Source organism: Rhizomicrobium sp. (assembly GCA_037200385.1).
Lineage (GTDB): Bacteria > Pseudomonadota > Alphaproteobacteria > Micropepsales > Micropepsaceae > Rhizomicrobium.
Window position 1 is genome coordinate 3,305,702 of record JBBCGL010000001.1, and the last position, 25,399, is coordinate 3,331,100.

General features: G+C 67.5%; 30 protein-coding genes and 2 tRNA genes. 18 read left to right on the forward strand and 14 right to left on the reverse strand.

What is annotated here, in order from left to right:
- Positions 1-99: 99 nt before the first annotated feature.
- Positions 100-861 (forward strand): hypothetical protein, encoded by a 762-nt coding sequence (locus WDM91_15705; protein ID MEI9996041.1) that lies wholly within the window; start codon positions 100-102, stop codon positions 859-861.
- Here WDM91_15705 and WDM91_15710 read toward each other — a convergent pair.
- Positions 858-1,391, reverse strand: a complete 534-nt coding sequence (locus WDM91_15710) for an ActR/PrrA/RegA family redox response regulator transcription factor (protein ID MEI9996042.1) — start codon at positions 1,389-1,391, stop codon at positions 858-860. The genes WDM91_15705 and WDM91_15710 overlap by 4 nt on opposite strands.
- A gap of 103 nt (positions 1,392-1,494) precedes the next feature.
- Here WDM91_15710 and WDM91_15715 point away from each other — a divergent pair, with 103 nt between their 5' ends.
- Positions 1,495-2,223 (forward strand): HAD family hydrolase, encoded by a 729-nt coding sequence (locus WDM91_15715; protein ID MEI9996043.1) that lies wholly within the window; start codon positions 1,495-1,497, stop codon positions 2,221-2,223.
- Between the two features lie 36 nt (positions 2,224-2,259).
- Here WDM91_15715 and WDM91_15720 read toward each other — a convergent pair whose 3' ends face one another.
- Positions 2,260-3,645 carry an ActS/PrrB/RegB family redox-sensitive histidine kinase gene (locus WDM91_15720; GenBank protein ID MEI9996044.1) on the reverse strand — a complete coding sequence of 462 codons (1,386 nt, stop codon included), beginning with the start codon at positions 3,643-3,645 and terminating at the stop codon, positions 2,260-2,262.
- Between the two features lie 66 nt (positions 3,646-3,711).
- Between WDM91_15720 and WDM91_15725 the strand changes: the two genes are divergently transcribed.
- A complete protein-coding gene (locus tag WDM91_15725; GenBank protein MEI9996045.1) occupies positions 3,712-4,308 on the forward strand; it encodes an SCO family protein in 597 nt (198 codons plus the stop codon).
- On the opposite strand, the gene WDM91_15730 is transcribed toward WDM91_15725, so the two are convergent.
- Genes WDM91_15730 through WDM91_15745 form a run of 4 tightly spaced genes read right to left on the reverse strand, consistent with a single transcriptional unit; the run spans position 4,305 to position 6,261 of the window.
- Positions 4,305-4,715 carry a VOC family protein gene (locus tag WDM91_15730; GenBank protein MEI9996046.1) on the reverse strand — a complete coding sequence of 137 codons (411 nt, stop codon included), beginning with the start codon at positions 4,713-4,715 and terminating at the stop codon, positions 4,305-4,307. The two genes, WDM91_15725 and WDM91_15730, sit on opposite strands and share 4 nt — an antisense overlap.
- 12 nt (positions 4,716-4,727) lie before the next feature.
- Complete coding sequence (gene folD, locus WDM91_15735) at positions 4,728-5,612, reverse strand: bifunctional methylenetetrahydrofolate dehydrogenase/methenyltetrahydrofolate cyclohydrolase FolD (protein ID MEI9996047.1); 885 nt, start codon at positions 5,610-5,612, stop codon at positions 4,728-4,730.
- Positions 5,609-5,950, reverse strand: coding sequence for a DUF167 family protein (locus tag WDM91_15740; GenBank protein MEI9996048.1), 342 nt, complete (start codon positions 5,948-5,950; stop codon positions 5,609-5,611). The genes folD and WDM91_15740 overlap by 4 nt, the downstream gene beginning before the upstream one ends.
- Complete coding sequence (locus tag WDM91_15745; GenBank protein ID MEI9996049.1) at positions 5,947-6,261, reverse strand: YggT family protein; 315 nt, start codon at positions 6,259-6,261, stop codon at positions 5,947-5,949. Before WDM91_15745 ends, WDM91_15740 begins: the two co-directional genes overlap by 4 nt.
- Before the next feature lie 173 nt (positions 6,262-6,434).
- Between WDM91_15745 and WDM91_15750 the strand changes: the two genes are divergently transcribed.
- Positions 6,435-6,510: transfer RNA gene (locus tag WDM91_15750), tRNA-Ala, on the forward strand.
- Positions 6,511-6,662: 152 nt separating this feature from the next.
- Here the strand turns inward: WDM91_15750 and WDM91_15755 are convergent.
- The gene (locus tag WDM91_15755) at positions 6,663-7,874 is read right to left on the reverse strand and encodes a PQQ-dependent sugar dehydrogenase (GenBank protein MEI9996050.1); all 1,212 of its coding nucleotides are present in this window, start codon (positions 7,872-7,874) and stop codon (positions 6,663-6,665) included.
- A gap of 68 nt (positions 7,875-7,942) precedes the next feature.
- Between WDM91_15755 and WDM91_15760 the strand changes: the two genes are divergently transcribed.
- Positions 7,943-8,374: a hypothetical protein gene (locus WDM91_15760; GenBank protein ID MEI9996051.1), complete on the forward strand. Its 432-nt coding sequence runs from the start codon at positions 7,943-7,945 to the stop codon at positions 8,372-8,374.
- Positions 8,375-8,379: 5 nt separating this feature from the next.
- On the opposite strand, the gene WDM91_15765 is transcribed toward WDM91_15760, so the two are convergent.
- On the reverse strand, positions 8,380-9,168 hold the full coding sequence (locus WDM91_15765) for an SDR family oxidoreductase (GenBank protein ID MEI9996052.1): 789 nt from the start codon (positions 9,166-9,168) through the stop codon (positions 8,380-8,382).
- A 216-nt stretch (positions 9,169-9,384) separates the two neighbouring features.
- Between WDM91_15765 and WDM91_15770 the strand changes: the two genes are divergently transcribed.
- Together WDM91_15770 and WDM91_15775 are read left to right on the forward strand one after the other, a co-directional pair.
- Positions 9,385-9,621 (forward strand): hypothetical protein, encoded by a 237-nt coding sequence (locus WDM91_15770; protein MEI9996053.1) that lies wholly within the window; start codon positions 9,385-9,387, stop codon positions 9,619-9,621.
- Between the two features lie 25 nt (positions 9,622-9,646).
- Positions 9,647-9,919, forward strand: a complete 273-nt coding sequence (locus WDM91_15775) for a hypothetical protein (GenBank protein MEI9996054.1) — start codon at positions 9,647-9,649, stop codon at positions 9,917-9,919.
- A gap of 282 nt (positions 9,920-10,201) precedes the next feature.
- On the opposite strand, the gene WDM91_15780 is transcribed toward WDM91_15775, so the two are convergent.
- From WDM91_15780 to WDM91_15795, 4 genes are all read right to left on the reverse strand, one after another.
- Positions 10,202-11,005 (reverse strand): enoyl-CoA hydratase/isomerase family protein, encoded by an 804-nt coding sequence (locus WDM91_15780; GenBank protein ID MEI9996055.1) that lies wholly within the window; start codon positions 11,003-11,005, stop codon positions 10,202-10,204.
- 19 nt (positions 11,006-11,024) lie between these two features.
- A complete protein-coding gene (locus WDM91_15785; protein ID MEI9996056.1) occupies positions 11,025-11,477 on the reverse strand; it encodes a hypothetical protein in 453 nt (150 codons plus the stop codon).
- A 71-nt stretch (positions 11,478-11,548) separates the two neighbouring features.
- Positions 11,549-12,349 (reverse strand): SDR family oxidoreductase, encoded by an 801-nt coding sequence (locus WDM91_15790; GenBank protein ID MEI9996057.1) that lies wholly within the window; start codon positions 12,347-12,349, stop codon positions 11,549-11,551.
- A gap of 102 nt (positions 12,350-12,451) precedes the next feature.
- On the reverse strand, positions 12,452-13,570 hold the full coding sequence (locus tag WDM91_15795; GenBank protein ID MEI9996058.1) for a ferritin-like domain-containing protein: 1,119 nt from the start codon (positions 13,568-13,570) through the stop codon (positions 12,452-12,454).
- 250 nt (positions 13,571-13,820) lie between these two features.
- On the opposite strand from WDM91_15795, the gene WDM91_15800 reads away from it, so the two are divergent.
- Complete coding sequence (locus tag WDM91_15800; GenBank protein MEI9996059.1) at positions 13,821-16,055, forward strand: adenylate/guanylate cyclase domain-containing protein; 2,235 nt, start codon at positions 13,821-13,823, stop codon at positions 16,053-16,055.
- Between the two features lie 24 nt (positions 16,056-16,079).
- On the opposite strand, the gene WDM91_15805 is transcribed toward WDM91_15800, so the two are convergent.
- Complete coding sequence (locus WDM91_15805; GenBank protein MEI9996060.1) at positions 16,080-16,856, reverse strand: M15 family metallopeptidase; 777 nt, start codon at positions 16,854-16,856, stop codon at positions 16,080-16,082.
- A 34-nt stretch (positions 16,857-16,890) separates the two neighbouring features.
- Between WDM91_15805 and WDM91_15810 the strand changes: the two genes are divergently transcribed.
- The 3 genes from WDM91_15810 (at position 16,891) to WDM91_15820 (ending at position 18,931) form a co-directional block, all read left to right on the forward strand.
- Entirely contained in the window at positions 16,891-17,979 is a 1,089-nt protein-coding gene (locus WDM91_15810; GenBank protein ID MEI9996061.1) for a M14 family metallopeptidase, read from the forward strand.
- 86 nt (positions 17,980-18,065) lie between these two features.
- Positions 18,066-18,142, forward strand: a tRNA-Arg gene (locus tag WDM91_15815).
- A gap of 378 nt (positions 18,143-18,520) precedes the next feature.
- Positions 18,521-18,931: a hypothetical protein gene (locus tag WDM91_15820; protein MEI9996062.1), complete on the forward strand. Its 411-nt coding sequence runs from the start codon at positions 18,521-18,523 to the stop codon at positions 18,929-18,931.
- Between the two features lie 31 nt (positions 18,932-18,962).
- On the opposite strand, the gene WDM91_15825 is transcribed toward WDM91_15820, so the two are convergent.
- Positions 18,963-19,841 (reverse strand): hypothetical protein, encoded by an 879-nt coding sequence (locus WDM91_15825; GenBank protein MEI9996063.1) that lies wholly within the window; start codon positions 19,839-19,841, stop codon positions 18,963-18,965.
- Between the two features lie 264 nt (positions 19,842-20,105).
- On the opposite strand from WDM91_15825, the gene WDM91_15830 reads away from it, so the two are divergent.
- The 7 genes from WDM91_15830 to WDM91_15860 all read left to right on the forward strand — a co-directional run bounded on the left by WDM91_15830 (position 20,106) and on the right by WDM91_15860 (position 25,398).
- Positions 20,106-20,705, forward strand: coding sequence for a peptidylprolyl isomerase (locus WDM91_15830; protein MEI9996064.1), 600 nt, complete (start codon positions 20,106-20,108; stop codon positions 20,703-20,705).
- 162 nt (positions 20,706-20,867) lie between these two features.
- Complete coding sequence (locus tag WDM91_15835) at positions 20,868-21,284, forward strand: OsmC family protein (GenBank protein ID MEI9996065.1); 417 nt, start codon at positions 20,868-20,870, stop codon at positions 21,282-21,284.
- A complete protein-coding gene (locus WDM91_15840; protein MEI9996066.1) occupies positions 21,284-22,174 on the forward strand; it encodes an alpha/beta hydrolase in 891 nt (296 codons plus the stop codon). The genes WDM91_15835 and WDM91_15840 overlap by 1 nt, the downstream gene beginning before the upstream one ends.
- Positions 22,171-23,493, forward strand: coding sequence for a carbohydrate porin (locus tag WDM91_15845; GenBank protein MEI9996067.1), 1,323 nt, complete (start codon positions 22,171-22,173; stop codon positions 23,491-23,493). Before WDM91_15840 ends, WDM91_15845 begins: the two co-directional genes overlap by 4 nt.
- A 34-nt stretch (positions 23,494-23,527) precedes the next feature.
- Complete coding sequence (locus WDM91_15850) at positions 23,528-24,709, forward strand: hypothetical protein (protein MEI9996068.1); 1,182 nt, start codon at positions 23,528-23,530, stop codon at positions 24,707-24,709.
- 44 nt (positions 24,710-24,753) lie between these two features.
- A complete protein-coding gene (locus WDM91_15855) occupies positions 24,754-24,948 on the forward strand; it encodes a hypothetical protein (protein MEI9996069.1) in 195 nt (64 codons plus the stop codon).
- A gap of 24 nt (positions 24,949-24,972) precedes the next feature.
- Positions 24,973-25,398 carry a hypothetical protein gene (locus tag WDM91_15860; protein MEI9996070.1) on the forward strand — a complete coding sequence of 142 codons (426 nt, stop codon included), beginning with the start codon at positions 24,973-24,975 and terminating at the stop codon, positions 25,396-25,398.
- The last annotated feature ends 1 nt before the right edge of the window (position 25,399 follow it).

Below are 25,399 nucleotides of genomic sequence, written 5' to 3' on the forward strand. Positions count from 1 at the left end.
CTTGACAGGAAAGTATTGGTTGCGCTGAATTCTTTGCAGGGCGTTCTGTAATCTTTCCTTGTCTTGGCCGGCCGCGCCCGGCGCGAAGGGCGGTGAAGCATGGCGGACGTTTCGAACGGTGCGGGCGCCATCCGGCGGCGGTTGAAGCACTACAATCCCTTCGTCGTCGGCCTCGACGACCGCGACGGCGCACGGGCCGACGATCTGGAGTTTTTCGACGGCAAAGACCGGCTGGTTCGCCGGCCGATAGCCGAATTCGACGGGCATCCATTGAGCCATGGGCGGCGCTATTTCATACCGGCGCTGGCGCTCGTGGCGATCGCCATCGCCTCGCCGCTCCTGCCCTTCTACGGAATCGGGACTTGGCGGGCGTTCGCGATGTCGGTCGGCGCGTTCGTCATTTTCGCGGCGATCCTGGCGGGCGTGATTTCCTATCATCTCAACAACATCCGCAAGGATTACGCGACGGCGAACCGGGAGCTGATGGTCACGGACTTCCTGGTCAAGGCGCAGGGCGTGCGAAAGATGATCTACATGTTCAAGATCGTCGTGCGCTGGCGGCGCTTCCTGCGTTACACGCTGAACCTCGGGCTCGTCTTGCTGTGCGCGGTTTTCGCGCTGGCCATCTTTGGCCATACCGTGCAGCACGGCTCGATCCAGACCGAGGAATTCGTCTTCACGGTCATCTTCTTCGGGATCGGCTTCGTCTTCATTTCGCTGTTCGAAGTCGCCCGTGCGGTCTTCACCCAGGGCATGGACCCGACGCTCGCCCTGATCTTGATGGTCGAGGACGTCGGCGAACAGCTGCTGGCCGCGCGCCGCGGGATCGGCACGATCCGTCCGGCGGGCGGCGCCGGTTAGCGCGGACTGCGCTTCGCGAGGATCCGCTGCAGCGTGCGGCGATGCATGTTGAGGCGGCGCGCGGTCTCCGACACGTTGTGGCCGCACAGCTCATAGACCCGCTGGATATGCTCCCAGCGCACCCGGTCGGCCGACATCGGATTCTCCGGCGGCTTGGGCTTGGAGCCCGGCTGCGCCATCAAAGCGGCGAGGATGTCGTCGGCATCGGCCGGCTTGGGCAGGTAGTCGATGGCGCCGTATTTCACCGCCGCGACCGCGGTCGCGATATTGCCGAAGCCGGTCAGCACCACGACGCGGCTGTCGGGCCGCACGACATGGAGCGTCTCGACCACGTCGAGGCCGTTGCCGTCGTCCAGCTTGAGATCGACCACCGCATAGGCCGGCGGCGATTCCTTGGCGCGGGCTTTGCCTTCCGCGACGCTTTCCGCGATCGTGACCGTGAAGCCCCGCGCTTCCATGGCGCGCGCCAGGCGCTCGCGCAGGGGGCGGTCGTCTTCGACCAGCAGCAGGGTCTTGTCTTCGGTGTTCATGCTTGCATCCTCTTGGCGCTGAGGGAGCGCTGTACGGCGGGGTTCATATACCGCGACCTTCCGCGCCACAACCAAAAGCTCGCCGGGGTGGTAAACCCCCAAAATGACACAGCTTCCCCGCGCCGTCCTGTTCGACCTGGACGATACGCTGATCTCCGCCTATGGCCGCCCGGAACTGGCATGGGCCGCAGTGCTGGACGAACTGGCGCCGCGGCTGGAACCCGTCGACCGGACCGCCGCGCTTGCCGCGATCCGCGCCGCCGCCGATGTGTTTTGGGCCGATCCCGAGCATCATCGCGTGTGGCGCCAGAAGCTGCGCGCGGCGCGGCGCGCGATCGTGGCCGCGGCCTTCGCCGCGCTGTCGGCGGAAGGCCGGCCGGTTCCGCCGCGCCTCGTGCAGGATCGCCTGGCCGACCGTTTCAGCGACTATCGCGACGAGCAGATGCACGTCTTCCCCGATGCCCATGCGACCATCGACGGCTTGCGCGCCCGCGGCGTGAAGCTGGCGCTGATCACCAATGGCGACGGCCCGGGCCAGCGCGCCAAGGTCGTGCGCTTCGCCCTGGGCGAGCGTTTCGATCACATCCAGATCGAGGGCGAGCACGGCTTCGGCAAGCCCGAGCCGCAAGCCTATCGCCATGCCCTGGCGGTGCTGGGCGTGGAGGCGCGTGAGGCCTGGATCGTCGGCGACAATCTCGAATGGGAAGTGATCGCGCCGCAGAAGCTCGGCCTCACCACGATCTGGTACGACCCGCACGGCGCCGGCGTGCCGGCGGGGCATGCGGCACGGCCGGACCGGATCATCCGTGCACTGAGTGAATTGCTGGCGTGAGCGCAGCCGAGGTTCGCACTGTCGAGGCAGACCGCGCTATCCCTCGCCGCGCCCCGGCGGACCCTCGCCGTCGATCGTGCCGCGCGGCCAGACCGCGCTGACGCGCGCGCCGCCGGAATCCGGATTGACCGCGCTCACGGTCGCGCCGGTCTGCTCCAGCAGCGTCTTGGCGATGAAGAAGCCCAGCCCCATGCCCTCGTGCTTGTCGAGCGTCGCGGTCGGTCCCAGCTCGTTTTCGCCCAGCGCGAAATGGCCGGGCCGCGAGGTGATGTAGGGCTCGCCGATCCGTTCGAAGATGTCCGGGGCGAAGCCGGGGCCGTCATCCTCCACCGCGATGCGCAGCTGGCTCGCGCTCCACCGCGCCTGGACCCGGATGCGGCTCTTGGCGAAATCGGCGGCGTTCTCGATGATGTTGCCGAGACCGTGCAGCAGCTCCGGGGCGCGCCAGACCTGCGGCGGCGAATCGCCGGCGACGTCGGGACGCAATTCGATCGCAATCTCCAGATCCTCGCCGCGATACTGGTCGACCAGGTCCTCGAGGAAGGCGCCGAGCGGCAGCCGCGCGGTTTCGCCCAGCAAGGTCTCCTCGGGATTGGCGAGGCGCGCCAGGATCGCGCGGCAGCGCTCCGCCTGCTGGCGCAGCAGCGCCGCATCCTCGGCTTCGGGCGACCCGGCCGGCAGGGCGCGTTCGAGCTCGCGCGAGACCACGGCGATGGTGCCGAGCGGCGTGCCCAGCTCATGCGCCGCCGCCGTCGCCAGGGCGCCGATGGAGGCGAGGCGGCGCTCGCGCGACAGGGCGAGCTGGGTCGCGGCCAGGCCGGCGGACATGCGCGCCCCTTCGCTCGCGATCCGCCAAGCATAGACCGAGGTGAAGCCGATGCCGATGATCAGCGAGGCCCAGATGCCGGCCTGGTAGAGTTCCGGCAGCACCAGCGCCTCGCTCGCCGGCCAGGGCAACGGCTCATGGAACATCGAGATCAGGCACACCGAGGCGAAGGCCAGCCCGGCCAGGATCAGCGTATTGCCGAGATTGAGCGTCGCGGCGGCGATCACCACGGGCGCGAGGAACATCAGCGAGAAGGGATTGGTGATGCCGCCGGTGAGGTAAAGCAGCGCCGTGAGCTGCAGCACGTCGAAGCCGAGATAGATCGTGGCTTCGCGGTTGGTCAGGCGATGGCTGGCGGGATAACGCAAGGCCAGCGCGACATTGAGCACCGCGCTCGCCGCGATGGCGCCGGCGCATTGCAGCAGCGGCAATGTGTAGCCGAAGCCGAAATACACCACGAACAGCGCCGCAGACTGCCCGCCGACCGCCATCCAGCGCAGGTTCGACAGCGTGCGCAGCCGCACCCGGCCGCGCGCCGCCGAAGCCGGCGTCGAAGTGAAACTGCGCACCCGTGGCGCGGCGTCGATGTCGCTCATGTCCTCTTGATCCAGGGCGCCGCACCATTATCAATCGTGGCCCGCGGCTCTTCAATCGGCCTGCCCATGCGCCGCCTGCCCCTGCTTGTACTGCCTGCCGTGCTCGCCGTCGCGCTGGTGCTGGGCTTTTTCGTCTGGCGGACCGGCGATGCCCTGCCGGGATTCGTCACGGCCAGCGGGACGGCGGCCGTCGGCGGACCGTTCACCCTGGTCGATCAGGACGGCCGTCGCCGTGCCTCCGCGAGCTTCGCCGGACGCTACATGCTGATCTATTTCGGCTATTCCTACTGTCCCGATGTCTGTCCCACGACGCTGAGCCTGATGGGCGATGCGCTGTCGAAGGTCGGTCCGAAGGCGGGCCGCATCGTCCCGATCTTCATCACCATCGATCCGGAACGCGACACCCCGCGCCAGCTCAAGACCTATATGCGGGCCTTCGGGCCGCAATTCGTCGGGCTGACCGGCGACCTGGCGGCGATCCGGACGGTGGCCGCGGCGTATCGCGTCTATTTCCGCAAGCAGCCGCTCGCGCAGGGCGGCTACGGCATGGACCACTCGAACGTAATCTATCTCATGGGCCCGGACGGCAAGTTCCTCGCCTATTGGGACGACACCGCGATCGGGCCCGACGCGCTGGCCGCCGCGCTGCGCGAGAAGACTTAAGGCGTCTTCGCCTCGAACAGTCCCATGCGGTTGCCGGCCGGATCCTTGAACAGCACGAAGCGGCCCGCCGGGATCGCGATCTTGGGCGTGACGACCTCGCCGCCCGAGGCCGTGACCTTCTGGATCGCCGCGTCGAGATCCGGCACGCCGATATAGAGGACCTTCTCCGCCGGGTCCTGGCGCAGCGCACCGGCGAGGTTCGGCGTCTTGATCAAATTGCCCGCGTCGATGTCCCAGCCGAAATTGCCGGCATAGAACGCGTGCAGCTTCGCGGCATCGGGGCCGGCGATGTCGAAGAAGACGATGGGGGCGGGGGGCGTGGCGGGCGCGCCGGTTGCGTCGGCAGCATGCGCCGCCTGTGAGAGCGGCAAGAGCAGAGCAAGAATTGCGATGATCGTGTTGCGCATGATGGTCTCTCCTCAGATGTCCGGCATGGCCAGGCCCGACTGCAGCGCCGCTGCGATCAGCGTGTTGCGCATCAGGCAGACGATGGTCATCGCGCCGACCCCGCCCGGGACCGGCGTGATATGGCCGGCGATCTTCGCCGCGGCCTCGTAGTCGACATCGCCGACCACTCTCGTCTTGCCGCCGCCCGCGTCGATCCGGTTGATCCCGACATCGATCACCACGGCGCCCGGCTTGACCCAGTCGCCTTGGACATAGTTCGGCCTGCCGATGGCGGCGACAAGGATGTCGGCGCGGCGCGCCAGGCCCGGCAGGTCGCGCGTCTTCGAATGCGCCATGGTCACGGTCGCATTGGCGGCCAGGAAAAGCTGCGCCGACGGCTTGCCGAACAGCAGCGAGCGCCCGATCACCAGCACGTCCTGTCCCGCGACGTCGCCGACATACTCCTTCAGCAGCATCATGACGCCGGCCGGCGTGCAGGAGACCAGATGCGCCCGGCCGCCGAGCAGCAGCCCGGCATTGGTCGGGGTCAGCGCGTCGACGTCCTTGGCGGGATCGAGCATGTCGAGCACCGCGGCATCGCGCACCTGCGGCGGGAGCGGCATCTGGACCAGTATTCCGTGTACGGACTTATCCGCGTTGAGCGCCGCGATCCGCGCCAGCACCTCGGCCTCGCCGGCGTCGGCGGGCAGCGAATAGTGCAGCGAACGGAAGCCCAGCGCCTCGGCGGTCTTGCCCTTGGACCGGATATAGATCTCGCTCGCCGGATCGTTGCCGACCAGCACGGTCGCCAGGCCCGGGACCAGGCCATGCGCCGCCTTCAGCCGCTCGGTCTCCGCCGCGACGCGCGCGCGCAGCTTTGCGGCATAGGCCTTTCCGTCGATGATCCGTGCCGTCACGCGGCGTCTCCGATGCGCTCCAGCCGCGCGACCAGGGCGGGCGTCGCGGCGATGACGATGGACTTTAGCCGGGCCGTTTCGCCGGCGACGATGCGGATGGCGGATTTCGGTACATCCAGCGCGTTGGCCAGGAGCGCGATCAGCGCCGCATTGGCCTTGCCGTCCTCGGGCGGCACGGCCACCCGGGCCTTCAGATAGACGCGCCCGTCGGCGCCGGTGCGCCAGCCGTCGATGGCATCGCGGCCGCCTTTGGGCGTCAAGCGCAGCAGGAGGGCGATCCCGCCATCGCCACGGCGCCAGCGCGCCGTGCCGGTTGTGTCGGCGAGAACGGCCGTCATCCGGACAGCCTCACCAGATAGGCGAACAGCTCGTCGAAGAAGACCTGCGCCACCAGCAGCGCCAGCCAGACGAACAGCGGCGACAGGTCCAGATTGCCCACTGGCGGGATCACGCGCCGGACGCGGCGATAGAGCGGCTCGGTGAGCGCATCGAGCGTGCGGAGCACCTGCCGGACCGTCGGATTGCTCATGTTGAGCACACCCAGCACGATCAGCCAGCTCATGATCACCGAAACGATCACCACCAGCATGGCCAGGCTGAGCAGATAATGCACCGCGACGGCGAGCGGAACGAAGATCACGCGAAGCATGGGACCGCCTAATGTTGCGCCGCGAAGGGCACGCGCCGTTGTACCGGGAGCGTCGAGGCTTTCCAAGCGGTTAGGACCGGCGCGACCGCCCGATATTGGCGCCTTGACAGGCCGAGGCCTCGCTCCCTACATACGCGCCCGCGCCGGGGTGACCTCGCGCGGATGCGTGGTTCGGGGCTGTAGCTCAGTTGGGAGAGCGCCTCGTTCGCAATGAGGAGGTCAGCGGTTCGATCCCGCTCAGCTCCACCAACCTACGCTGCGCGGCAGCGGAGGTTGCCCGCCGAGCCCGCAGGGCGAAGGAGGGCCGAGCCACGATCGCGCAGCTTCGGTTGGCAAGCCAACCTACGCCCTCGTAGTTTCTGCATCGCAGTGCGCTGCGCAGCAGCGGAGGCTACCGCGCCTCACTTCCCCACATATGCCACGCGCCAAACGACCTTCCCGGCGTCGTCCGCGATCAGCAGGCTGCCGTCCTTCGCGACGGCCAATCCGGCCGGGCGGCCCCAGACCTGGGCGGGTTGGCCGTCCTTGCCGCCGCCGCTCCAAAAGCCGGTGACGAAATTCTCATAGCCGCCGGCCGGCCGGCCGTTCCGGAAATGCACCCGGACCACTTTGTAGCCGGTGGGCGCGCCGGAATTCCACGAGCCATGCAGCGCCACGAACGCGTCGCCCTTGAACGACGCCGGGAACTGCGCGCCCTCATAGAAGACGAGACCCAGCGGCGCCGAATGGGCATGGAACAGCAGGTCCGGCATCGTCGCCTTCGCCACCAGGTCGGGCCGCTTGGCGCCCCAATCGGGATCGGGATGCGGCCCGAGATAGGCATAGGGCCAGCCATAGAACGCACCCGGCTGCACATGCGTCAGGTAGTCGGGCACCAAGGCGTCGCCCAGACCGTCGCGCTCGTTCACGGTGACGAAGAGATCGTCCGTACCCGGATAGAACTGCAGGCCGACCGGGTTGCGGATGCCGCTGGCATAGGTCCGGAGCGTGCCGTCGGGCGCCACCGTCTGCACCGTGGCGCGGGTCGGCGGATCCTCGCCGACATTGCTGGCGCTGCCGATGCCGATATAGAGCGTGCCCCTGGAATCGACCGCCAGATCGCGGGTCCAGTGGTTGCCGAGCGGCGAGAGGTCCTTGACGCTGGTCACCCGCGTCTTCTTGCCGGCGGTCTTCGCGCCGTCGGCATAGGCAAGCCGCCAGACCGCCTGCACGTCGCTGACATAGAGCGCACCCTGCGCGAAGACGAGGCCATGCGGCTTGTCGAAGCCGGACGCGAAGGTCGAGGCCGCGACCTTGCCGCCGGCCGCATGCAACAGCGTGATCTTGCCGATCCCCGGCTCGGCCAGGAACACGTCGCCGTTCGGCGCCAGCGCCATCCAGCGCGGATTGGACAGGCCCGCGGCATAGATTTCGATCCGGAATCCCGGCGGCACGGCGGGCAAGGTGCCGGCGGGCCGCGCCACCACGGTGGAATGGTTGTCGACCCCTGGCGTCGCATAGGGCTTCGGCAAGTCCTTGACCGAAATGGAGAAAGTCTGTCCCGGCTGGTCGGCGGCTGCGGCAAGGACGGCGCTGGCGGCGAACGCGGCAACGAATGTCAGGCGGCGGATCATGCGGGGCTCCGGCAAGGAAGGCTTTACGAGCTTAGCGTAAATCTGAGGGCGAAACGTGCGAGCCCGTCATGCGATCCGTTTGTCTTGCGACCCTGCTGTGCCTGGCCTTCGCCCTGGCCGCGCCGGCGCGCGCCGACGATGGCGACGGAGACGCCAAGGCGCCGAAGCACAAGGTCACCCAGTCCGACTCCTATCTGATGATCGATCCGATCTACACCGCGATCATCGACGACGACCGCCCGGTCGGCATCCTGATGCTGGGCGTCGGGATCGATATCCCGGACGCCAAGCTGCGCGCCGCGGCGCTGCATGCCATGCCGGTCCTGCGCGACGGCTTTCTGCGGAACATGATGGCGTTCAGCACCACGGCGGTGCGCACCACGCGCCAGCCCGACGTGACGGCGATCGCCGACCGGCTCCAGGGCGTGACCGACCGCGTGCTCGGCCGCAAGGGCGCCAGGCTCCTGCTCGCGCAGGTCGCGATGCGGGTCACGAAGTAGCGGCCTCACATCGCGCTGATGCCGCCATCGACCTTCAGCTCGGCGCCGGTGACGAATTTGGCTTCGTCGCTGGCGAGATAGAGGACCGCATAGGCGATGTCGTCGGGCTCGCCGATCTTGCCCAGCGGAACCTGCCGCGCCAGCTTGGCGTAAGCTTCCTCCCGGCCGAAGCGCTGCACCAGATCGTCGAGGATCGGGGTGGCGATGAACACCGGATGGACCGAGTTCGATCGGATGTTCAATCCTTTCTTCGCGCAATAGAGCGCGACCGACTTCGAGAGGTGCCGCACGCCGGCCTTGGCCGAGTTGTAGGCCGCCATGTTGTGGCCGGCGATGATTCCCGAGATCGACGAGATGTTGACGATCGAGCCGCCCAGCCCGTCGGCCTTCACGCTCTTCGCCATCCAGGCGATGGCGTGCTTGCAGCCGAGGAACACGCCGTCGAGATCGATGGCGTGCACCTTGCGCCATTCCTCCAGCGTGGTCTGCTCGAGATCCTTGGTCAGGCTGATGCCGGCATTGTTGACCAGCACGTGCAGGCCGCCGAAGGCGTCGGCGGTTTCGGCGAGCACGCGGACCCAATCGTCTTCGCTCGTGACGTCGTGCTTGAGCGCGATCGCCGCACCCGCGCGCGCCGCGTTGATCGAGGCCGCGACCGCTTCCGCGCCCGCGACATTGACGTCGGTCACCGCGACCCGCGCTCCTTCGCGCGCCAGCATCCGCGCCGTCGCCTCGCCCAAGCCCTGCGCCCCGCCCGTGATCAGCGCGATCTTGCCGTGAACCCGTCCCGTCATTGCCACTCCCGGCCGATTTCGGCCTCGCTCTACCCGCTCATGGGTAGCACAACATTTTGTAGTTGCGCGCCGAGAGACACATAGGTGCGCTGAGAATCTTTGCTACTGGAGCGGGAATTTCTTGGCGTTTTGACTGATTCGAACGTAGAGTCAAGGCAAAAGATGCCAATTCTGGCCAATGCCGGAATGAAATGGCACAGAGCGGTGGGGAACCTGATGGACGAGACCGAATACAAGGACGCCAGGGAAGGCAAGACGACGGTGCAGATGCGCCTGACCATTCCGTCGCGCGCCTATGACTACCTCACGCATCTCAAGTCCAGCACGGTCCTCGGTGCCACCGAGAACGACGTCGCCGCGCATCTTCTCATTCAGCTCCTGCACGAATGGAAGATGAAGCAATTCCGCGAGCCCCCCGCACAGACAGGTGAGCCACCCAGATTTTCAAGTTGAACGCATGCAATAGGACGAGATTTCGATGCCCAGCCTATGGTCGAAGCTCACACGAATCGTCAAGCGCAATGCCGGCCGGAAGCGAAACGCGCCGGCGCGCGAAAGCCGCGAGGACGCGCATCATCGCCGCCGCAAGGAGATCATCGGATTTGTCCTGCTGGGCGCCGTGATCGTTGTGAGCCTGGTCCTCATTGTCGTGCCGGGCGTCTCGAATGAGCAGTTCAATTGGGCGGACAGGATCATCAGCGGCGTGACGGGTGGCGTGATCGGTTTCCTGTCGGGACGAAGACCCGGCTAGCGCGACCGCATTGTCGGCACGGGTCGGATTTTCGGATCACCCAAGCATATCGACTTGCCGGCATGGGAGCTTCTGCTTTTTCCGTCCTGGTTCGGCCATCGCACATGGCACCCAACGCCCGCAACGTCGGACGCGACCATGGGGCACGGTCCAAATGGGCCGATTCACGGCGGTCTCCGCTTCGCTCTTCCATCCGCGGCGCGATCACGCCGCCGAAGATTTGCCGGCCGGTCCAACCAGTCAACGCCCAAAATCGGCCGGATCGGGATTTTGCACGCCGCGTCAGCGGCCGGTGAATTTCGGTTCGCGTTTCTCGAGGAAGGCCTTGATCGCCTCGCGGTAGTCCTCGCTCGTGGTCGCAAGCGCGTATTGGTCGAGGTCCATGAACGTCGTCGCCTGGTGCAGGGCGTTGGTCGCGGCGTTGACGCCCTGCTTGGACATGCGCACGGCATTGGGCGGAAGTTTCGCGACCTTCGCGGCCCAACGCCGTGCTGCGGCCAGCGCTTGGCCGTCGGGCGCGACTTCATCCGCAAGGCCCCAGGCAAGCGCCTGCGCCGCCCCGACCTTCTCGCCGAACAGCACGAACTGCTTGGTGCGCGAGGGGCCGATCAGCGACACCAGGCGCGGCACGGCATGCCAGCTCATGTTCATGCCCAGCGGAATCTCGGGCAGGCGCATGTGCGCGCCGTCCGCCATGATGCGGAAATCGCACGCCGCCGCCAACGCGCCGCCGCCGCCGATGCAATATTTCTCTATGGCGCAGAGCGTGACCTGCTCGACCGCTTCCCAGGCGTCGCACAGATCCGGGCCGATCTTGGTCATATGCCGGCGTTCGAGCAGGCCCGCGGCGCGGCGGCGGTCCATCGCCGGATCCTTCAGATCGGCGCCCGCGGTGAAGGCCCCGGCGCCGGTGACGATCACCGCCTGGGTCTCGAGATCGTCGGCGAAGCTGCGCGCCGCCTGCGTCATCTCGAGGATGAGCTGCCGCGACAGCGCGTTGCGCCCGTCGCCGCGATCCATCGTCACCACGGCGACCGCGCCCTCGCGTGCGATGGAAACGAACTCACCCAGTCTGACGATGGTCATGCACGCCCCGATCGATGCGTTAAACCAGCTTTTCCAACTCCAGCGCCGAGCGGACGCCCTCCGGCAGACAATAGCGGCAGCAACCTTCGTTGATGTCCCATGCGACATCAAATAGCCATGTGCCTTCTTTATAGCCTTCAGTATGCGTCAGCCGACGCCCCAAAGCTCCCATTAGGCCGGCGAACTGTGCGGGCGTATAATGCGTCTTGTCTTGAAGCTCCGTGGCCAAAACGCTGTGGGGGTGTGCTTCGTAGAGCGTCCGGAAGACGATCAGCTGTTCGGCCGACAATGGGCGGCGGCTCAGGACAAGCCGCGCTTCCTCCACGTTTACATAGCGTTTTTCGCCGGTTACCGCGACAGCGACCGCAGCCCCGCCGCTTCCGGCGTCGCGGCCAGGGCTGGGAGCGGGTTGGATGCTGGGAAGGATCCGGGCAATTTCATCCGGAGTGCCTTCGTATATTGTGACTTTCATGAGATACTCCGTTCGCCTAACACATGCTAATTAGCATAACTATGGCACACGAAGCAAATGCTAATTTGCGGTCACACAGGGCTTTGCATGTTGTGCACGATGCCAAGCAGGGTGCGGCGCGGCAGGAAGGGCGCCAGCGTCGCGAGCAGACGGTTGCGCGCGCCGGTGATCACCACCCGGCGGTTCTTCTGCCAGCCGCGATAACCCATCTTCGCCACCGGCGCGGACGCCATCGGCGTTCCGAGATTGGAGAGCTTCGTCTTGCCGGTGCCCGCGCGCTCGCGGAACTGGCTGGCGGTCGGACCGGGGCACAGGCACGAGACATGGACGCCGGTGCCCTCGGCCTCTTTCCACAGCGCCTCGGAGAACGACAGCACGAAGGCCTTGGAGGCGTAGTAGATCGCCATCAAAGGGCCGGGCTGGAAGGCGGCGGTCGAGGCGACGTTGAGGACGCCGCCGCGCTTGTTGGCCAGCATGCGCGGCCAATAGATGTGCGTGAGCTCGGCAAGGGCACGGTCGTTCAGGTCGATCATGCCGAGCTGGGCCTTGCGGTCCGAACCGTCGAACGCGCCGGCGATGCCGTAGCCGGCATTGTTCACCAGGACGTCGACCACCAGGCCGCGTGCCGCGATCTCCGCCGCCAGTTTCGCGCCGCTTTCCGGCACGCCGAGATCGAGGGCGATGGCAGTCGCCTTGACGCCGTGCGCCGCAGCCAGCGTCGCGGCGACCGCTTCGAGCTGCTGTTGCGAGCGCGCCGTCAGGATCAGGTCATAGCCGTCCTTCGCGAAACACGCGGCCAGATCGACGCCGATCCCCATGCTGGCGCCGGTGACGAGCGCGGTCTGTCCTTCACCCTTGCGTTTGCGGGCCATCGAAAATCCCCCCTCGGCTGGCGGCGACACTGCGCGCCGCGCCACTGTAAAGCAAAAAGGGCGAGCCGGCGGCCCGCCCTTTTCGCGAATCCGGCAAAACGACTATTCCGCCGCGACCAGCGTCGAGCTCGGCAGGATCATCTTCCCGCCATTGAGCTGGATCAGATATTTGATCCCCTCCTCGGCGATGTCGTCGCCGACCATGCGGTCGCCTTCGGCATAGAGCTCGGCCATGTCGATATAGGCGGCATAGACCGGCTTGGTGCGCTCGGTGATGATGCCGGCCTTGAGCAGGGTCTTGATCAGGACGCGGAAGATGTTGGTCGCGTCGGCCATGTCCTCGCGGATCGCCGCGTCGGTGATGGCTTCCATGAAGGCTTCCTGGCACCACTCGGGGTCGAGGCCGACCTCGCGGTAGATCCACGCCTTCTGGTTCGGCGAACCCAGATTGAAGAGCAGCACCTGGAACACCTGCGCCGCCCAGTCCTCGATCTGCTCATGCTCCGACTTGGAAAGGTAGGGGATCGTGCGGTCGGCCCAGATCTTGCCGAACTTGTGATGGAACGCCTCGTCGGTCATCACCATCTGCATCAGATGGCGCATGAGCGGATCGCGGGCCTCCTTGAAGAAGGTGGCGAAGGCGCCCATGGCGAGGCCCTCGACCAGCATCTGCATGCCGACGATCTTCTTCCAGACGAGCGGGGAGGAGACCATGTCGTTGAGCAGATTGCCCAGCGCCGGACCGACCTGGCACGGCGCGCCCCAGCGGGCCTGGATGTATTTCGAGAACGCCGTGACGTGGCGGGCTTCCTCGCGCGTCTGGTTGGCGGCGTATTCCTGGGCGCCCGGGTCGCGCAGGATGTGGCACAGCGAGGCCGAGAGCGACAGCGCGCCCTGCTCGCCATGCAGGATCGAGGACAGCGACCACAGCGTATCGAGGTTGGCGAGCTTGATCTTCTGGCCCTCGTCGAGCTTGTCGCCGATCGCGGTCTTGAGGTCGCCGTTCAGCTGCGGATTGACGAGATATTCCTTCGTCATGTCGAAGGGCGCGGTGAAGTCGATGTATTTCTTGTCCAGCGGATCCCAGAAATGGTCATGGGTCGCGGAGATGATCTTGTCGAACGCCGCCGAGCGCTCGCCATAGCGTGCGGGATTCAGCATCGCGGGGAAATCGGTCGGATCGACCGCGTTGTAGGCCGGATCCTTGGTGATGTTTTCCATCTCGTGCTCCCTTTAGACGCCGCTCAGCGGCTTTGCCGTAAGGATACCCGCCCCGTGTGCCAGAGCAAGCAAAAATGACGGTGCCGTCAAGAAAGTGATAGTGTTTGAAACATTCAGGATTGACAGTATCTTAAGGCTGAGCGACGGCCTTTGGCGCGGCTTATGCACCGGATGCTACTTGCGGACGCGGCGCGCACCGAGCGGGCACGGGCCGCGTGCTAGGATTTTCTCTTCGCCGCATGGGTTGGGCATGAATTTTCAGGGCAGACCGATCGCCGTCTGGGCGCTTCCGGGCCTCGTGCTCGCGGCACTTCTGTTTGTGCTCGCCACCGATGCCGGCACGGTGGCGACCCGGCTGCGCGGCGTGCTGTTCGATTCCTACCAGCGGTCCCTGCCGCGCCCCTATCAGGACACCCTTGCCCATGCCGGTTTCGCGGTCCGCACCCTCGATGCCGACGCGGCGAGCCTGAAGCGCTTCGGCAAATGGCCCTGGCCGCATGCCGTGCTCGCGAAGCTGGAACGGGACTTGAAGGCGCAGGGCGCGGCGATGGCCGTGTTCGCCTTCCCGCTCGACACACCCGACCCCGCCTCGCCCAAGAGCCTCGTCGCACTGGTTCCGGCGGGGGCGCAGAACGATCCGCTGCGCGCCGCGCTGGCGCAGCTGGCCTCGCCGGATGACGGTCTGGCCGCCGCGATGTCGGCGCTCGCGACGGTGAGCGGCTTCGCTCTGGGATCCGGGCCCGCCGCCCGGGCGCCCGCGCTCAACGCCACGCTGCGCTTCACCGGAGCCAAGAATCCCTTCGGCCATGCACCTGGCTTCGCGACGGCAGAGGGCGCCATTCCCGCGGTGGAGCGCAGCAGCCTGGGCGTCGGCGCGCTCAACCTGCCGCTCGATGCGGATGGCGTGCTGCGGCACATCCCGCTCGCCTTCCGGCTCAATGGCGTTCCCGTGCCGTCGCTGACGGCGGAGATGCTGCGCGTGCTGCAGGGCAAGAAGCATCTGTCGTTGCGCAGCGACGATGGCGACAGCGGCCTGCTCGGCGCGCAGCCCGGCATCGCTTCGATCGAAACCGCAAGCGGCGAGGTCCCGACCTCGCCCGACGGCTCGGTGTGGATCGGTTATTCCGGACCCGATGCCGCGCGCGCGATCTCGGCCGCCACGCTCGATGCGGGGACGCTTCCGCCCGGCCGCCTGGCCCATGCCGTCGTCATCCTGGGGCCGCCGGGCGAGACCCTGGCCACGCCGGGCGGCCCGCGCAGCGTCGCGGCCGTCTATGCCGAGGGTTTGGAGAACATCCTGAGCGGCACGCCGCTGCGCCGCCCCGCCTCGGCGATCGAGGCCGAGCTCATCTGCCTGGCGATCTTCGGCATCGGCGCCATCATCCTGTTCGCGCGCTTCGGCGTTGCGTGGTCCGGCCTTTTCACCGCGCTGGTGATCGGCGGCGCATTGTTCGTGTCCTGGCGCCTCTATTCCGCCGACCATGTGCTGTTCGATGCCCTGGGACCGGGCGTGGCCCTGGCGCTCACCTTCGCGACCGGCGCCGCGGTGCGCGCCGCGGGCGTCGCAAGCGCCCGCGCCAAGGTGCGCAGCGCGTTCGCCGAGTCGCTGCCCGCCAGGGTGATCGAGCAGATCGCGCGGCGCCCCGAGCTCCTCAACTTCGAAGGCGTCAGCCGCACCGTCACCTATCTGCATTGCGGGGTACGCGAGTTCGCCGGCTTGGCCGACACCTTCAAGGACGACCCCGCCGCCTTCACCCGCCTGATGCAGCGCGTGCTGGTGCCGCTGATGGATGTCGCGCAGGCCCGCGGCGGCACGATCGGCCGGCTCACCGCCGACGGCTTCAGCGCCTTCTGGAACGCGCCGCTCGACGATCCCGAGCATGCGATCCATGCCTGCGAGGCGGCGAACGCGATGATGGAGGCGATCGCGCGGACCAACGAGCTGGTGACCCAGGAGCGCCGCAACGACGGTGTCGCCTTCGCGCCGGTGGAGATCGGCATCGGCCTCTCGACCAGCCAAGCCATCGCGGGCGTGTTCGGCGGCCATGGCCGGATGGCCTATTCGGTGACCGGCGATTGCGCCGTGGAAGCCGAGCGCATCCAGAAGCTCTCGGCGCAATACGGCCCCGCCGTGATCGTCGCCGAAGACACCCGCAAGGCGGCCGAACGCGGCTTCGCCTTCCTCGAGGTCGATTACATCGCGGCGGGCGCGCATGACACGCCGATGAAGCTCTATGCGATGCTGGGCAGCCCGGTGATGCGGGCGAGCCCGAAATTCCGCGCCCTGCTCGCCTTCCACGACCACATCTTCCAGTCGCTGCGCACCCAGCAATGGGTCAAGGCGCGCGAACTGATCGAGCAGTGCCGCAAATTGTCGGGTGCGAGCCAGAAGCTCTACGACCTGCATCTGAAGCGCATCGCCTATTTCCAGGAGAACCCGCCCGGCGAGAGCTGGGACGGTGCGTTCCGCCCGATCTTGGAATGACGTGTTACCTCCCCGGAGGGGGGCTCAGACGTCCGCCAGCCCGTAATGCGCCGCGGCAGCGCCCGTGAGCTTGGCCCAGAGCTGGTCACCCCAGGAGAAGTGCCACCATTCGTCGGGATGACCGGCGAAATCCTCTTCCGCCATCACCCAGTGCAGCAGGCGTCGATTGGCACGCGCCTCTTCGTCGGAGAAGGACAGCGTGCCACCATCCACGGCCTCGAACCGGTCGCGATGCGCCAGCGGCGCCGCGTCGTCGAACAGCGAACCCATCCAGAGCGCCTCGCCGCCCGTCCAGCGGATCGTGAGGTCGACCGCGGCGCCCGTCGCATGCGGCGCGGGCGAATCCGCATCGCTGCTGGGCGCCGCCCAATAGCGCTCGACCTCGCGGGTCAATGCGTCGCCGCTGAGCGACGGATCGCGGCGTTGCAGCTCCGCCGGCAACCAAACATCATGGAAATAGGCTTGCACGGCCTTGGGCCGCCAGGCATCGAACAGGAAGAGCTCCAGCCCCACCTCGCCCAGCCGTGCGTTGATCCGCGCCAGCTTCGCCGCAACGCTTTGGCGCAGCAGCAGATCGGGGATCGCGCCGTCCGCGCGCCGCCAATAGGGCGGATTGCGCGTCCCATAGTAGTAGTTCTCGCCCGCCAGCCCGAGCTCCTGCGCCGCCACCAGAGGCTCTGCGAAATATGCGTTCGAGCGGGCGATGGGGTGCCGGCGGTATCCTGTGTAGAGCGCGCGCGCCGCCGCGACGCCGGGGATGGGGCGCGACCGCAAGGCGTCGAGGAAACCGAAGGGCGACATTCGAAAAATCCGGAAGAGCCGCTAGACTATAGCCATGACCTCCGACCCTGCCGACTATTTTCCCGCCGACTATCGCGCCGCGCGTCATGCCTTCATCGCCGCCTGCGAGCAGGCCGGCATCGACGTCATCGCCCGGGTGCATCCTCTTGTGCAGGGCCGCGACGGCAAGCCGCTGTTCCTCGACACCGCGGTGATCGGTCCGCGCGCGGCGAAGAGGGCGCTGCTGCTGATCTCCGCGACCCATGGCGCCGAAGGTTATTTCGGTTCCGGCGTGCAGACCGGATTGCTGCGCGAAGGTCTCGCCCGGCGCGCGCCCGCGGGCGCCAAGATCGTGCTGCTGCATGCGCTCAACCCGTACGGGTTTTCCTGGGACCGACGGGTCAACGAGGATAACGCCGACATCAACCGCAACAGCGTCGACTTCGCCCATCCGCCGGCCAACGCGCCCTATGACGCGCTGCGGGCCGAGATCTCGCCGCGCGACGTCTCCGAGGCGGGCCTGAAGACGGCGAATGCCAAGCTGATCGAATTCCTCAAGGCGCATGGCCCCTTCGCGCTGCAGGAGGCGATCTCCAAGGGCCAGTACAAATATCCCGACGGCATCTACTACGGCGGCGCGCGGGAGAGCTGGTCGCTGAAGATGCTGCGCGACGTCTTCACCGAAAGCCTGCACGGGGTGAAGACGCTGACGGTGATCGACTTCCACACCGGGCTGGGCGCGTTCGGCGCCGGCGAGATGATCAGCGAGGACCTGCCCGGCAGTCCCGCCTATGCGCGCGCCAGGGCGATGTGGGGCGGCCGCGTCGCCTCGAGCGAGGCCGGCGAGTCGGTCTCGGCCCCGCTGTCGGGCACCATCGACAAAGCGGTGGCGGGCTGGCTGCCGGAGGCCGAGTTGACCTTCGCGGCGCTCGAGGTCGGCACCCGCGACACCCGCACCGTGTTCAACGCGCTGCGCAAGGACAATTGGCTGCACTGCTTCGCCGAGGGCGGCCACCGCCATCCCAGCGCCGAGGCGATCCGCCGCGAACTGCGCGACGCCTTCTATCCCGATACGCCGGAATGGAAGCGGCTGGTGTGGGGCCATGCGACCGAGGTGGTGACCGCCGCGCTGGCGGCGCTGTAGCCTGGCCGGCGCGCATTGCGGGGCCGCGACGGACGCGGCAGGGAAATTTGCGGCCGGGCCGCCGCTTACGCTATAGAGACCGCCACGCACCCGTAGCTCAGCTGGATAGAGTGTCGCCCTCCGAAGGCGAAGGTCATAGGTTCGAATCCTATCGGGTGCGCCAAATACCGATTGTTGTTATGTGTAGCGACTCCGCCAAGCGAGTTGAACACAAGGTCCATTTGCTTCGGGTCGGAAGCGGTCGTTTGAGCGCCGCCGGCTGAATGTCCGCTGCGCGAGGAAAAGGCGGCTCAGTTTCCGCCCGCCCTGGAAACACGATATTTTCTGACCAACTGGCAGCGTCCGGGAAATATCGGTTCAACAGCATGCCCGGGGGGAAACATGTCGAGGGTGATGCTGGCAGCGCTGGTTTGTGGACTGCTCTGTGGTCTGGGGGGCGTGCACGACAGTCACGATCGGCGATGTCCCGTCCACGGCCGTGCTGAGTTCTCCCGACGACTCCTACTATGTGCTGGGCCTGAGCCCGGCCCAGACGCGCGCGATGATCGTCGAAGGTTCCGTGTCGAACGGCGAGTTCGAGCAGCGACACGTGCCGCTCACGCCGTTCGTCATGAACGTGCCGCGGGACGGCTTCCTCGTCGGACATTCCGGCTCCGGACGGACGCTGGAGCTTCAACAGGTGTTTGATGAGAGCGGCAGAATCCCAGTCGCTTTTGCACCGTGCAAAACGGGTGCAAAGGCGCTTGTCTTCGACGCGCCGCCCGGCACCGTCGTCTACATCACGAGCGTAACCTTCATGCGCGCCGAGGAGGGGCTTGTGCCTTCTTACTCAAACAACCTGGAAGGGGCGCGCGCATTCTTGAAGACGCATTATCCCGGACTGGCCGACAAACTCGCACAGGGCCACTACCATCTGCTGACGGCAGACCACGCATGCGGGCTCGTCCCGTAGGAGCCATATCCGGCGGGGCGTCGGACATCGTCTAGGCGGTCACGCTGACCGCCGACCCCGGAGAGCCGGCATCCTGGCGAAACGCGTCGAGCAGGTTCAGAACCGGCGAGGTTCCGCCGCTTCCCGAGAATCCGGCCGCCTGGAAGGCCGCCACCGCGCTCGCGAATTGCGAGGCGTTCACGGAGCCGGCTTGCGTCGGATCGAGGGCGCTGAAGTCGCTGTCGGCCTGGGCCGTCGTTCCGCCGAGCCCCGTCACGAAGTTTTCGAACTCGGATTGGTCGACCGCGCCGCTGCCATCGCCGTCCATGGCCTGCAGCAGGTCATTGCCGACCTGGTCGGCCGAAGGCGGCCGATGGTGATGGTGGTGATGCGGCGCCGCACCGCCCGTGCCCTGCGCCTGCTGCAGATCGTTCGCCAGTTGGGTCTGCGTGAGATTGCCCGAGCCGCTCGGATCGAGGCCGGCGAACAGGGCGTCGCCCTGCGCGGCAGTACCGCCCTGTTTCTCGATGTAGGTCTCCATCTCGCTCTGCGAGACCGTGCCGTCACCGTCGCCGTCCATCGCCGCGAAGAGCTGGCCGAGCGGATCGGATGCCGAGCTGGCCGCGGTGATCGCGGTCGAGGCGGACATCGTCGCAAGGCCGGTGCTGCTGCCCGCCGCGGCGGTCTGCGTGCCGGCCTGTTGCTGCAGCTGTGTCAGCAGCGCGAGGATCTCGTCGCTGAGCGATCCCTTGGCGCTTCCGGTCAGCGCCGTGTCGGCCGCGCCTTGCGGCGGCGGCGCGGCGCAATCGGCGAAAGCGGCCGGCGGCGTGCCGGTTGCGCCGGCGCTTGCCTTCGTGCCGGTGAGTTGCGCCAGAAGCGCGGCAAGGCCTTGGCTGAGCCCGCCTGCCGCACCGACACTGCTTATGGACATGAGGCTGCTCCGCTGGGCCGCAATCGGCGCCGTTGCACCGATGGTTTCCCGGGTCCTGCAGAAGACATGCCCCGGCAATGCGGCACCGGCCGCGCGAATAACAGCCTTAGCGATTTCTTATCCGGCAGAGTCTTGCGACAAGTCGGGCAATTGTGGACCGGCATGCGGAAGCTTTTGCCGGGGCATTCCTGTCATGCCGGCCGTGATTGCCGGCCCGGCCCCGCGCCGATAAGTTCGCCGCGCAGCTTCCAGCCACGGCCCGACATGCGCGTCCTGCATTTCCTGTTCGCCACGGTCTTCGCGCTTGTCGCCGGTGGTGCCGCCGTCGCAGCCGATGCGCCAGCCCCCGTCCAAGGTCCCAAAGTCCTGATCCAGACGTCGATGGGCGACATCACATTACAGCTCGATCCGGAACATGCGCCGCTGACCGTCGCCAACTTCCTGCGCTACGCGAAGGAAGGCCATTTCGACGGCACGGTGGTCTATCGCGTGGTGCCGGGCTTCGTGATCCAGGCCGGCAGCTGGACCGCCGATCTGCAGACGCGTCCGACGCATGCGCCGATCCCGCTCGAGGCCGGCCTCGGCAATCTGCGCGGCACGGTGGCGATGGCGCGAGCCGAACCCGACAGCGCCACGGCGGAGTTCTTCATCAATCTCGCGGACAACACCGCGCTCGACCGGCAAGCCGGCGACACCGCCAACGCCACCGGCTATGCCGTGTTCGGCCAGGTGGTGGGCGGCATGGAGGTGGTGGACAAGATCGCCACCGTGCCGCTGGGCGATCATGGTCCCATGCCCGGCGCCGCGCCGGTCGATCCGATCACCATCACCAAGGTCACGGTGCTGCCGGACGCCGCCCCGTGACACCGGCCGGGCGCAATCGCGACCTGGGGCCGGTGACGGAACGGTGCGGCGATATCTCCCATCCTCTCTGGCCGCCGGCATCGCACATCTGGTAGGACCGCAGGACGCGCCGGTGCTGCGTCGTGCCAAGGCGGTCGCCGCCGATGGTCCCGGAGAGAACGCATGAGCGAACCGCAGAGTGGAAGCCGCCTGGTCGCGCGCGCCCGCGCCCACCAGGCCGAGGCGCGCTATCGCACCGAACTGCGCGTCGGGCATCACGACCTCATCGCCGATGAATCCGTGTCGGCCGGCGGCGGCGATGGCGGCCCGTCGCCTTTCGGCTTCGTGCTGGCGGGGCTCGGCGCCTGCACCGCGATCACGCTGCGCATGTATGCCGAGCGCAAGGGCTGGCCGTTGACGGGGCTTGTCGTCGATCTCGAATATTATCGCGACGACGCGGCGTTCCGCGTCGAGCGCGTCCTGCACATCGAAGGCCCGCTCGACGAGACGCAGCGCGCCCGCCTCGCCGACATCGCCGAGCGCACGCCGGTGACGCTGGCGCTCAAGGCGGGCACCACGATCAACACGAGACGGGGCTGATGGGCGAGGTCGGACTGGGCGAACCTTACGCGGCGCTGACCTTGAAGGACGGGCGCAAGCTCGCCTATCTCGACGTCGGCCGGGCGGGCGGCCCGGTCGTGTTCCACTTCCACGGCCACGGCTCGTCGCGTCTCGAGGCCCTGATGCTGGAAGACGCCGCCAACCAGCTCGGCCTTCGGGTGATCGCGCTCGACCGGCCCGGCATCGGCTATTCGGATCCCAAGAGCGGCGACCGGCTGCTCGACTGGCCGGCCGACGTCGCCGAGGCCGCCGACCAGCTCGGCATCGAACGCTTCGCGGTGCAGGGCATGTCGGCCGGCGGTCCCTATGCGCTGGCCTGCGCCCATGTGCTGAAGGACCGCGTCACCGCCTGTTCGCTGGTCAGCGCCGTGCCGCCGCCGGAAGTCGCGCGCCGCACCGGCCCGCGGGTGCGCCGCCTCGCCTGGTGGGTCGCCTATCGCTTTCCCGGCTATCTGCGCCGCCGCCTGCAGCAATTCCGTCCCGACGGCGAGCCGCAGGAGGACATGGTGCGCAACCGGATGCTGCGGGTGGCCCATTGGCTGGGCGGCGAGGACGAGCGGCTGATGCAGGTCGCCGCGCTGCGCAACGTGCTGGCCCGCACCATGATGGAGACGGCGCGCCAGTCGGGCGCCGGCAACCGGGCCGAGATCGAGCGCCTGGTGCGGCCCTGGGGCTTCGACATCGCGGGAATTTCCGTGCCGCGCATCTTCGTCTGGCATGGCGATGAGGACCGCATCATGCCGGTCGGTCCGGCGCGGCTGATGGCGCGGCGCATGCGCAATGCGACGGCGACCTTCTACACCGGCGAGGGGCATTTCTCCGTCCTGGTGAACCGCGCCTACGACCTGCTGGCTGCGCTGCGGCCATGAGAGACGCCCGCGCGACGTGTTCGGCGCTGGCTCTGGTCGCCGCCCTGTCGGCGGCGGTGCCGGCATATGCCGACGAGGCGCCGGAGACCTGGTCGCTTCACGCACAGGCGACGCTGGTCTGGCAATACCAGCCGGCCTTCCACTCCGCCTTCCAGGGCGCCAACAGCCTGGATCCGGTCAGCGTCGGCAAGGAGACGGTCGACGTCACCCTGTTCGCCGGCGCCCGCCTTTGGCAGGGCGGCGAGATCTACGTCGATCCCGAGATCGACCAGGGGTTTGGGCTTTCCAATACGCTGGGCGTCGCGGGATTCCCCAGCGGTGAGGCCTACAAGGTCGGCAAGTCGGTGCCCTATTTCCGCCTGCAGCGGCTCTTTTTCCGCCAGACCTTCGACCTCGGCGGCGAGGCGGTTTCGGTCGCGCCGGGCGCCAACCAGCTCGGCGGCACGCACAGCGCGGACACGCTGGTCCTGACCGCAGGCAAATTCTCCGTCCCCGATCTGTTCGACGGCAACAGCCTGGCGCACGATCCCAAGGCGGATTTCCTGAACTGGTCGGTGATCGACACCGGCGCCTTCGACTATGCGGCCGACGCCTGGGGCTACAGCTACGGCGCCGCCGCCGAGTGGACGCAAGGCTGGTGGACCTGGCGCACCGGCATCTTCGACCTCTCGCGGGTCCCCAACACGACGCAGCTGGTGCGCGGCTTCGGCCAGTACGAGATCGTGAGCGAGTTCGAGGCGCGGCAGTCCTGGCTCGGCCGGCCGGGCGTCCTCAAGCTGCTGGGTTTCCTCAATCGCGGACGGATGGGCTCTTACGCGGACGCCGTCGCCTTGGGCGCCGCGACGCATACGGCGCCGGACACCGCGCTGGTGCGCCGCCCCGCCGACCGCGCGGGCTTCGCGCTGAACGCCGAACAGGAGATCGCCGACCATTGGTCGGCCTTCCTGCGCTTCGGCCTCGACGACGGCAGCAAGGAAGCCTTCGAGTTCACCGAGATCAACCGCAGCCTGGTGCTCGGCCTGTCGCTCAAGGGCGATGCCTGGGGCCGTCCGGCGGACACCGTCGCCATCGCCGGCGTGGACAATGCGATCTCGCGCGCGGCGCAGCGCTACTTCGCGGCCGGCGGACTCGGCATCCTGATCGGCGACGGCGCCCTGCCCCATCCGGGCGACGAGAACATCATCGAGACCTATTATAGCGCCGCCGCGACGGACTGGCTGAGCGTCGCGGTCGACTACCAGTGGATCCGCAACCCTGCCTACAACAGCGATCGCGGCCCGGTCTCGGTGTTCGGCCTGCGCCTGCACGCCGGCTACTGATCACGGCGGCGTGCGAACCGCTACAAAGGACGGCATGAGCGAGTCGCCGGACAGTCCCATGGTGCATGAGGCGGTCGGCCCCGACCTGCCGCTCGGCGAAGCGGTCGCGGCACTCGCGCTGGGCGTCATCGCGCTGCTGTTCGCCGGAATCCTGCCGGCGCTGCTGGGCGCGCTGGGCGAAGAGCACCGGCTCTCCGCCGCGGGCATGGGACTGAGCGCGACCTTCGAAGGCCTTACCATGGGCCTCACCACGGCCGCCGCCGGCATCCTCCTGCCGCCGCGCCATCTCAAAGGGATCGGGGCGACGGCGGCGCTGGTTCTCGCGGGCGCCGACTTCGCGAGCCTGCAGGCGCATGACGGCGGCATCCTGCTGGTCCGCACCCTGGCCGGCGTGCCCGAGGGCATCCTGCTGTGGCTCACCACCGCGATGATCGCACGCACCGTGACGCCGGAACGCTGGGCCGGAATCTTTTTCGCCGCCCTGACCGCCGGCCAGCTCGTCGCCGCGCTGCTCTGTGCCGAATGGGTGCTGCCGGCCTATGGCGCCGATGGCGGCTTTGCGATGCTGGCGCTGGCCGGTGTCGCCGGCATCGCGATCGCAGTCTTCCTGCCGGCATCCTATGCGCCGCTGCCGCAATCGGAGTCCGAAAGCGGCGCGCCGCCGCGGCGCGGCTGGTTCGCATTGTTCGCCACCCTCATCTTCATCGGCGCCAGCAGCACGGTCGGCGTCTATCTCGTGCCGCTGGCGCTGGAGGCGGGCCTGTCGGCCGACGTCGCGCGCACCGCGATCTGGGTGTCGCTGGCGGCGCAGATCGCGGGTGGCGCGGCCTCGACCGTCCTGGCCGGCCATATCCGCTGGCTGACGGTGTTCGCCGTCTCGACCGTGGTCACGATCGCCACCTGGCTCGTCTTCCTGGGCCATCCGGCGGGCTGGATCTTCATCGCCGCCAACGCGCTCGGCGGCTTCGTCAGCATCCTGATCGCCGCTTTCATCGTGCCGATGACCATCGAGGTCGATCCTTCGCGGCGCACCGCCGTGCTGGGCGGCAGCACGCAGGTGCTGGCCGGCGCACTCGGCCCTTTCGCCGCCTCGCGCGTCGTCGCCGACGACAATGTGCATGGTGCGATCGTGCTCGGCAGCGTGTCTTTGCTGATCGGCATGGCGTTGATCGCCGCGCTTCACTTCACAAGCGCGCGGAACAATCACACTCTCTGATCGTTGATCCGATTCGCGCTGTGCGCATCACAAAGGAGAGGGCTATGGCAACGAAAAAGAAGAAGGTCGCGAAGAAAACCGCGACCAAGGCGAAGACGAAGGCCAAGAAGGTCGCTAAAAAGACGAAGACCACCGTCCAGACGGTAACGCGCAAGGTCAAGTCGGCGGTGCGCAAGGCCAGGAAGGCGGTCGCAGGCGCGGTCAGCGAAGTGACCGGCCTGGTCACCAAGGGCAAATAGATTTCGAAGCAAGGAGACGGATATATGGTGGCGAAGACCAAAAAGAAGGCTCCGAAGAAAGCAGCCAAGAAGGCGAAGAAGGCTGCGAAGCGGAGCGTGAAGGCGGCGACGCGCAAGACGCCGGCGAAGACGGCCAAGAAAGCCAAGAAGGCCGCCAAGCGGTCCGCACCACGCAAAGCGGCGGCGAAGAAGACCGTGGCGAAGACGGCGAAGCGCCCGGCCAAGACGGCGGCCAAGCGCAAAGCCGGCCGCGGCGAATTCGGCGAGGGCAATTACAAGGCCTCGAAGCGCTTCCGCGAGAGCCAGGAGACGTTCGTCAAATCGCACCGCGGCCAGATCGCCGCCCTCGGCAAGGCGGCCGAGGATGCGCTGGATGGGCCCGAGGGCAAGGATTTGGCGGCGGCCGAAGCCGAGGCCGCGAGCCACGCCGCCGGCGGCGACGAAGAGTAGG

Excerpts from the sequence above, each read along its gene's own strand:
- WDM91_15705 (MEI9996041.1), top strand. The coding sequence starts at position 100 with ATGGCGGACGTTTCGAACGGTGCGGGCGCCATCCGGCGGCGGTTGAAG.
- WDM91_15710 (MEI9996042.1), bottom strand. The coding sequence starts at position 1,391 with ATGAACACCGAAGACAAGACCCTGCTGCTGGTCGAAGACGACCGCCCC.
- WDM91_15715 (MEI9996043.1), top strand. The coding sequence starts at position 1,495 with ATGACACAGCTTCCCCGCGCCGTCCTGTTCGACCTGGACGATACGCTG.
- WDM91_15720 (MEI9996044.1), bottom strand. The coding sequence starts at position 3,645 with ATGAGCGACATCGACGCCGCGCCACGGGTGCGCAGTTTCACTTCGACG.
- WDM91_15725 (MEI9996045.1), top strand. The coding sequence starts at position 3,712 with ATGCGCCGCCTGCCCCTGCTTGTACTGCCTGCCGTGCTCGCCGTCGCG.
- WDM91_15730 (MEI9996046.1), bottom strand. The coding sequence starts at position 4,715 with ATGCGCAACACGATCATCGCAATTCTTGCTCTGCTCTTGCCGCTCTCA.
- WDM91_15740 (MEI9996048.1), bottom strand. The coding sequence starts at position 5,950 with ATGACGGCCGTTCTCGCCGACACAACCGGCACGGCGCGCTGGCGCCGT.
- WDM91_15745 (MEI9996049.1), bottom strand. The coding sequence starts at position 6,261 with ATGCTTCGCGTGATCTTCGTTCCGCTCGCCGTCGCGGTGCATTATCTG.
- WDM91_15755 (MEI9996050.1), bottom strand. The coding sequence starts at position 7,874 with ATGATCCGCCGCCTGACATTCGTTGCCGCGTTCGCCGCCAGCGCCGTC.
- WDM91_15760 (MEI9996051.1), top strand. The coding sequence starts at position 7,943 with ATGCGATCCGTTTGTCTTGCGACCCTGCTGTGCCTGGCCTTCGCCCTG.
- WDM91_15765 (MEI9996052.1), bottom strand. The coding sequence starts at position 9,168 with ATGACGGGACGGGTTCACGGCAAGATCGCGCTGATCACGGGCGGGGCG.
- WDM91_15770 (MEI9996053.1), top strand. The coding sequence starts at position 9,385 with ATGGACGAGACCGAATACAAGGACGCCAGGGAAGGCAAGACGACGGTG.
- WDM91_15775 (MEI9996054.1), top strand. The coding sequence starts at position 9,647 with ATGCCCAGCCTATGGTCGAAGCTCACACGAATCGTCAAGCGCAATGCC.
- WDM91_15780 (MEI9996055.1), bottom strand. The coding sequence starts at position 11,005 with ATGACCATCGTCAGACTGGGTGAGTTCGTTTCCATCGCACGCGAGGGC.
- WDM91_15785 (MEI9996056.1), bottom strand. The coding sequence starts at position 11,477 with ATGAAAGTCACAATATACGAAGGCACTCCGGATGAAATTGCCCGGATC.
- WDM91_15790 (MEI9996057.1), bottom strand. The coding sequence starts at position 12,349 with ATGGCCCGCAAACGCAAGGGTGAAGGACAGACCGCGCTCGTCACCGGC.
- WDM91_15795 (MEI9996058.1), bottom strand. The coding sequence starts at position 13,570 with ATGGAAAACATCACCAAGGATCCGGCCTACAACGCGGTCGATCCGACC.
- WDM91_15800 (MEI9996059.1), top strand. The coding sequence starts at position 13,821 with ATGAATTTTCAGGGCAGACCGATCGCCGTCTGGGCGCTTCCGGGCCTC.
- WDM91_15805 (MEI9996060.1), bottom strand. The coding sequence starts at position 16,856 with ATGTCGCCCTTCGGTTTCCTCGACGCCTTGCGGTCGCGCCCCATCCCC.
- WDM91_15810 (MEI9996061.1), top strand. The coding sequence starts at position 16,891 with ATGACCTCCGACCCTGCCGACTATTTTCCCGCCGACTATCGCGCCGCG.
- WDM91_15820 (MEI9996062.1), top strand. The coding sequence starts at position 18,521 with ATGATCGTCGAAGGTTCCGTGTCGAACGGCGAGTTCGAGCAGCGACAC.
- WDM91_15825 (MEI9996063.1), bottom strand. The coding sequence starts at position 19,841 with ATGTCCATAAGCAGTGTCGGTGCGGCAGGCGGGCTCAGCCAAGGCCTT.
- WDM91_15830 (MEI9996064.1), top strand. The coding sequence starts at position 20,106 with ATGCGCGTCCTGCATTTCCTGTTCGCCACGGTCTTCGCGCTTGTCGCC.
- WDM91_15835 (MEI9996065.1), top strand. The coding sequence starts at position 20,868 with ATGAGCGAACCGCAGAGTGGAAGCCGCCTGGTCGCGCGCGCCCGCGCC.
- WDM91_15840 (MEI9996066.1), top strand. The coding sequence starts at position 21,284 with ATGGGCGAGGTCGGACTGGGCGAACCTTACGCGGCGCTGACCTTGAAG.
- WDM91_15845 (MEI9996067.1), top strand. The coding sequence starts at position 22,171 with ATGAGAGACGCCCGCGCGACGTGTTCGGCGCTGGCTCTGGTCGCCGCC.
- WDM91_15850 (MEI9996068.1), top strand. The coding sequence starts at position 23,528 with ATGAGCGAGTCGCCGGACAGTCCCATGGTGCATGAGGCGGTCGGCCCC.
- WDM91_15855 (MEI9996069.1), top strand. The coding sequence starts at position 24,754 with ATGGCAACGAAAAAGAAGAAGGTCGCGAAGAAAACCGCGACCAAGGCG.
- WDM91_15860 (MEI9996070.1), top strand. The coding sequence starts at position 24,973 with ATGGTGGCGAAGACCAAAAAGAAGGCTCCGAAGAAAGCAGCCAAGAAG.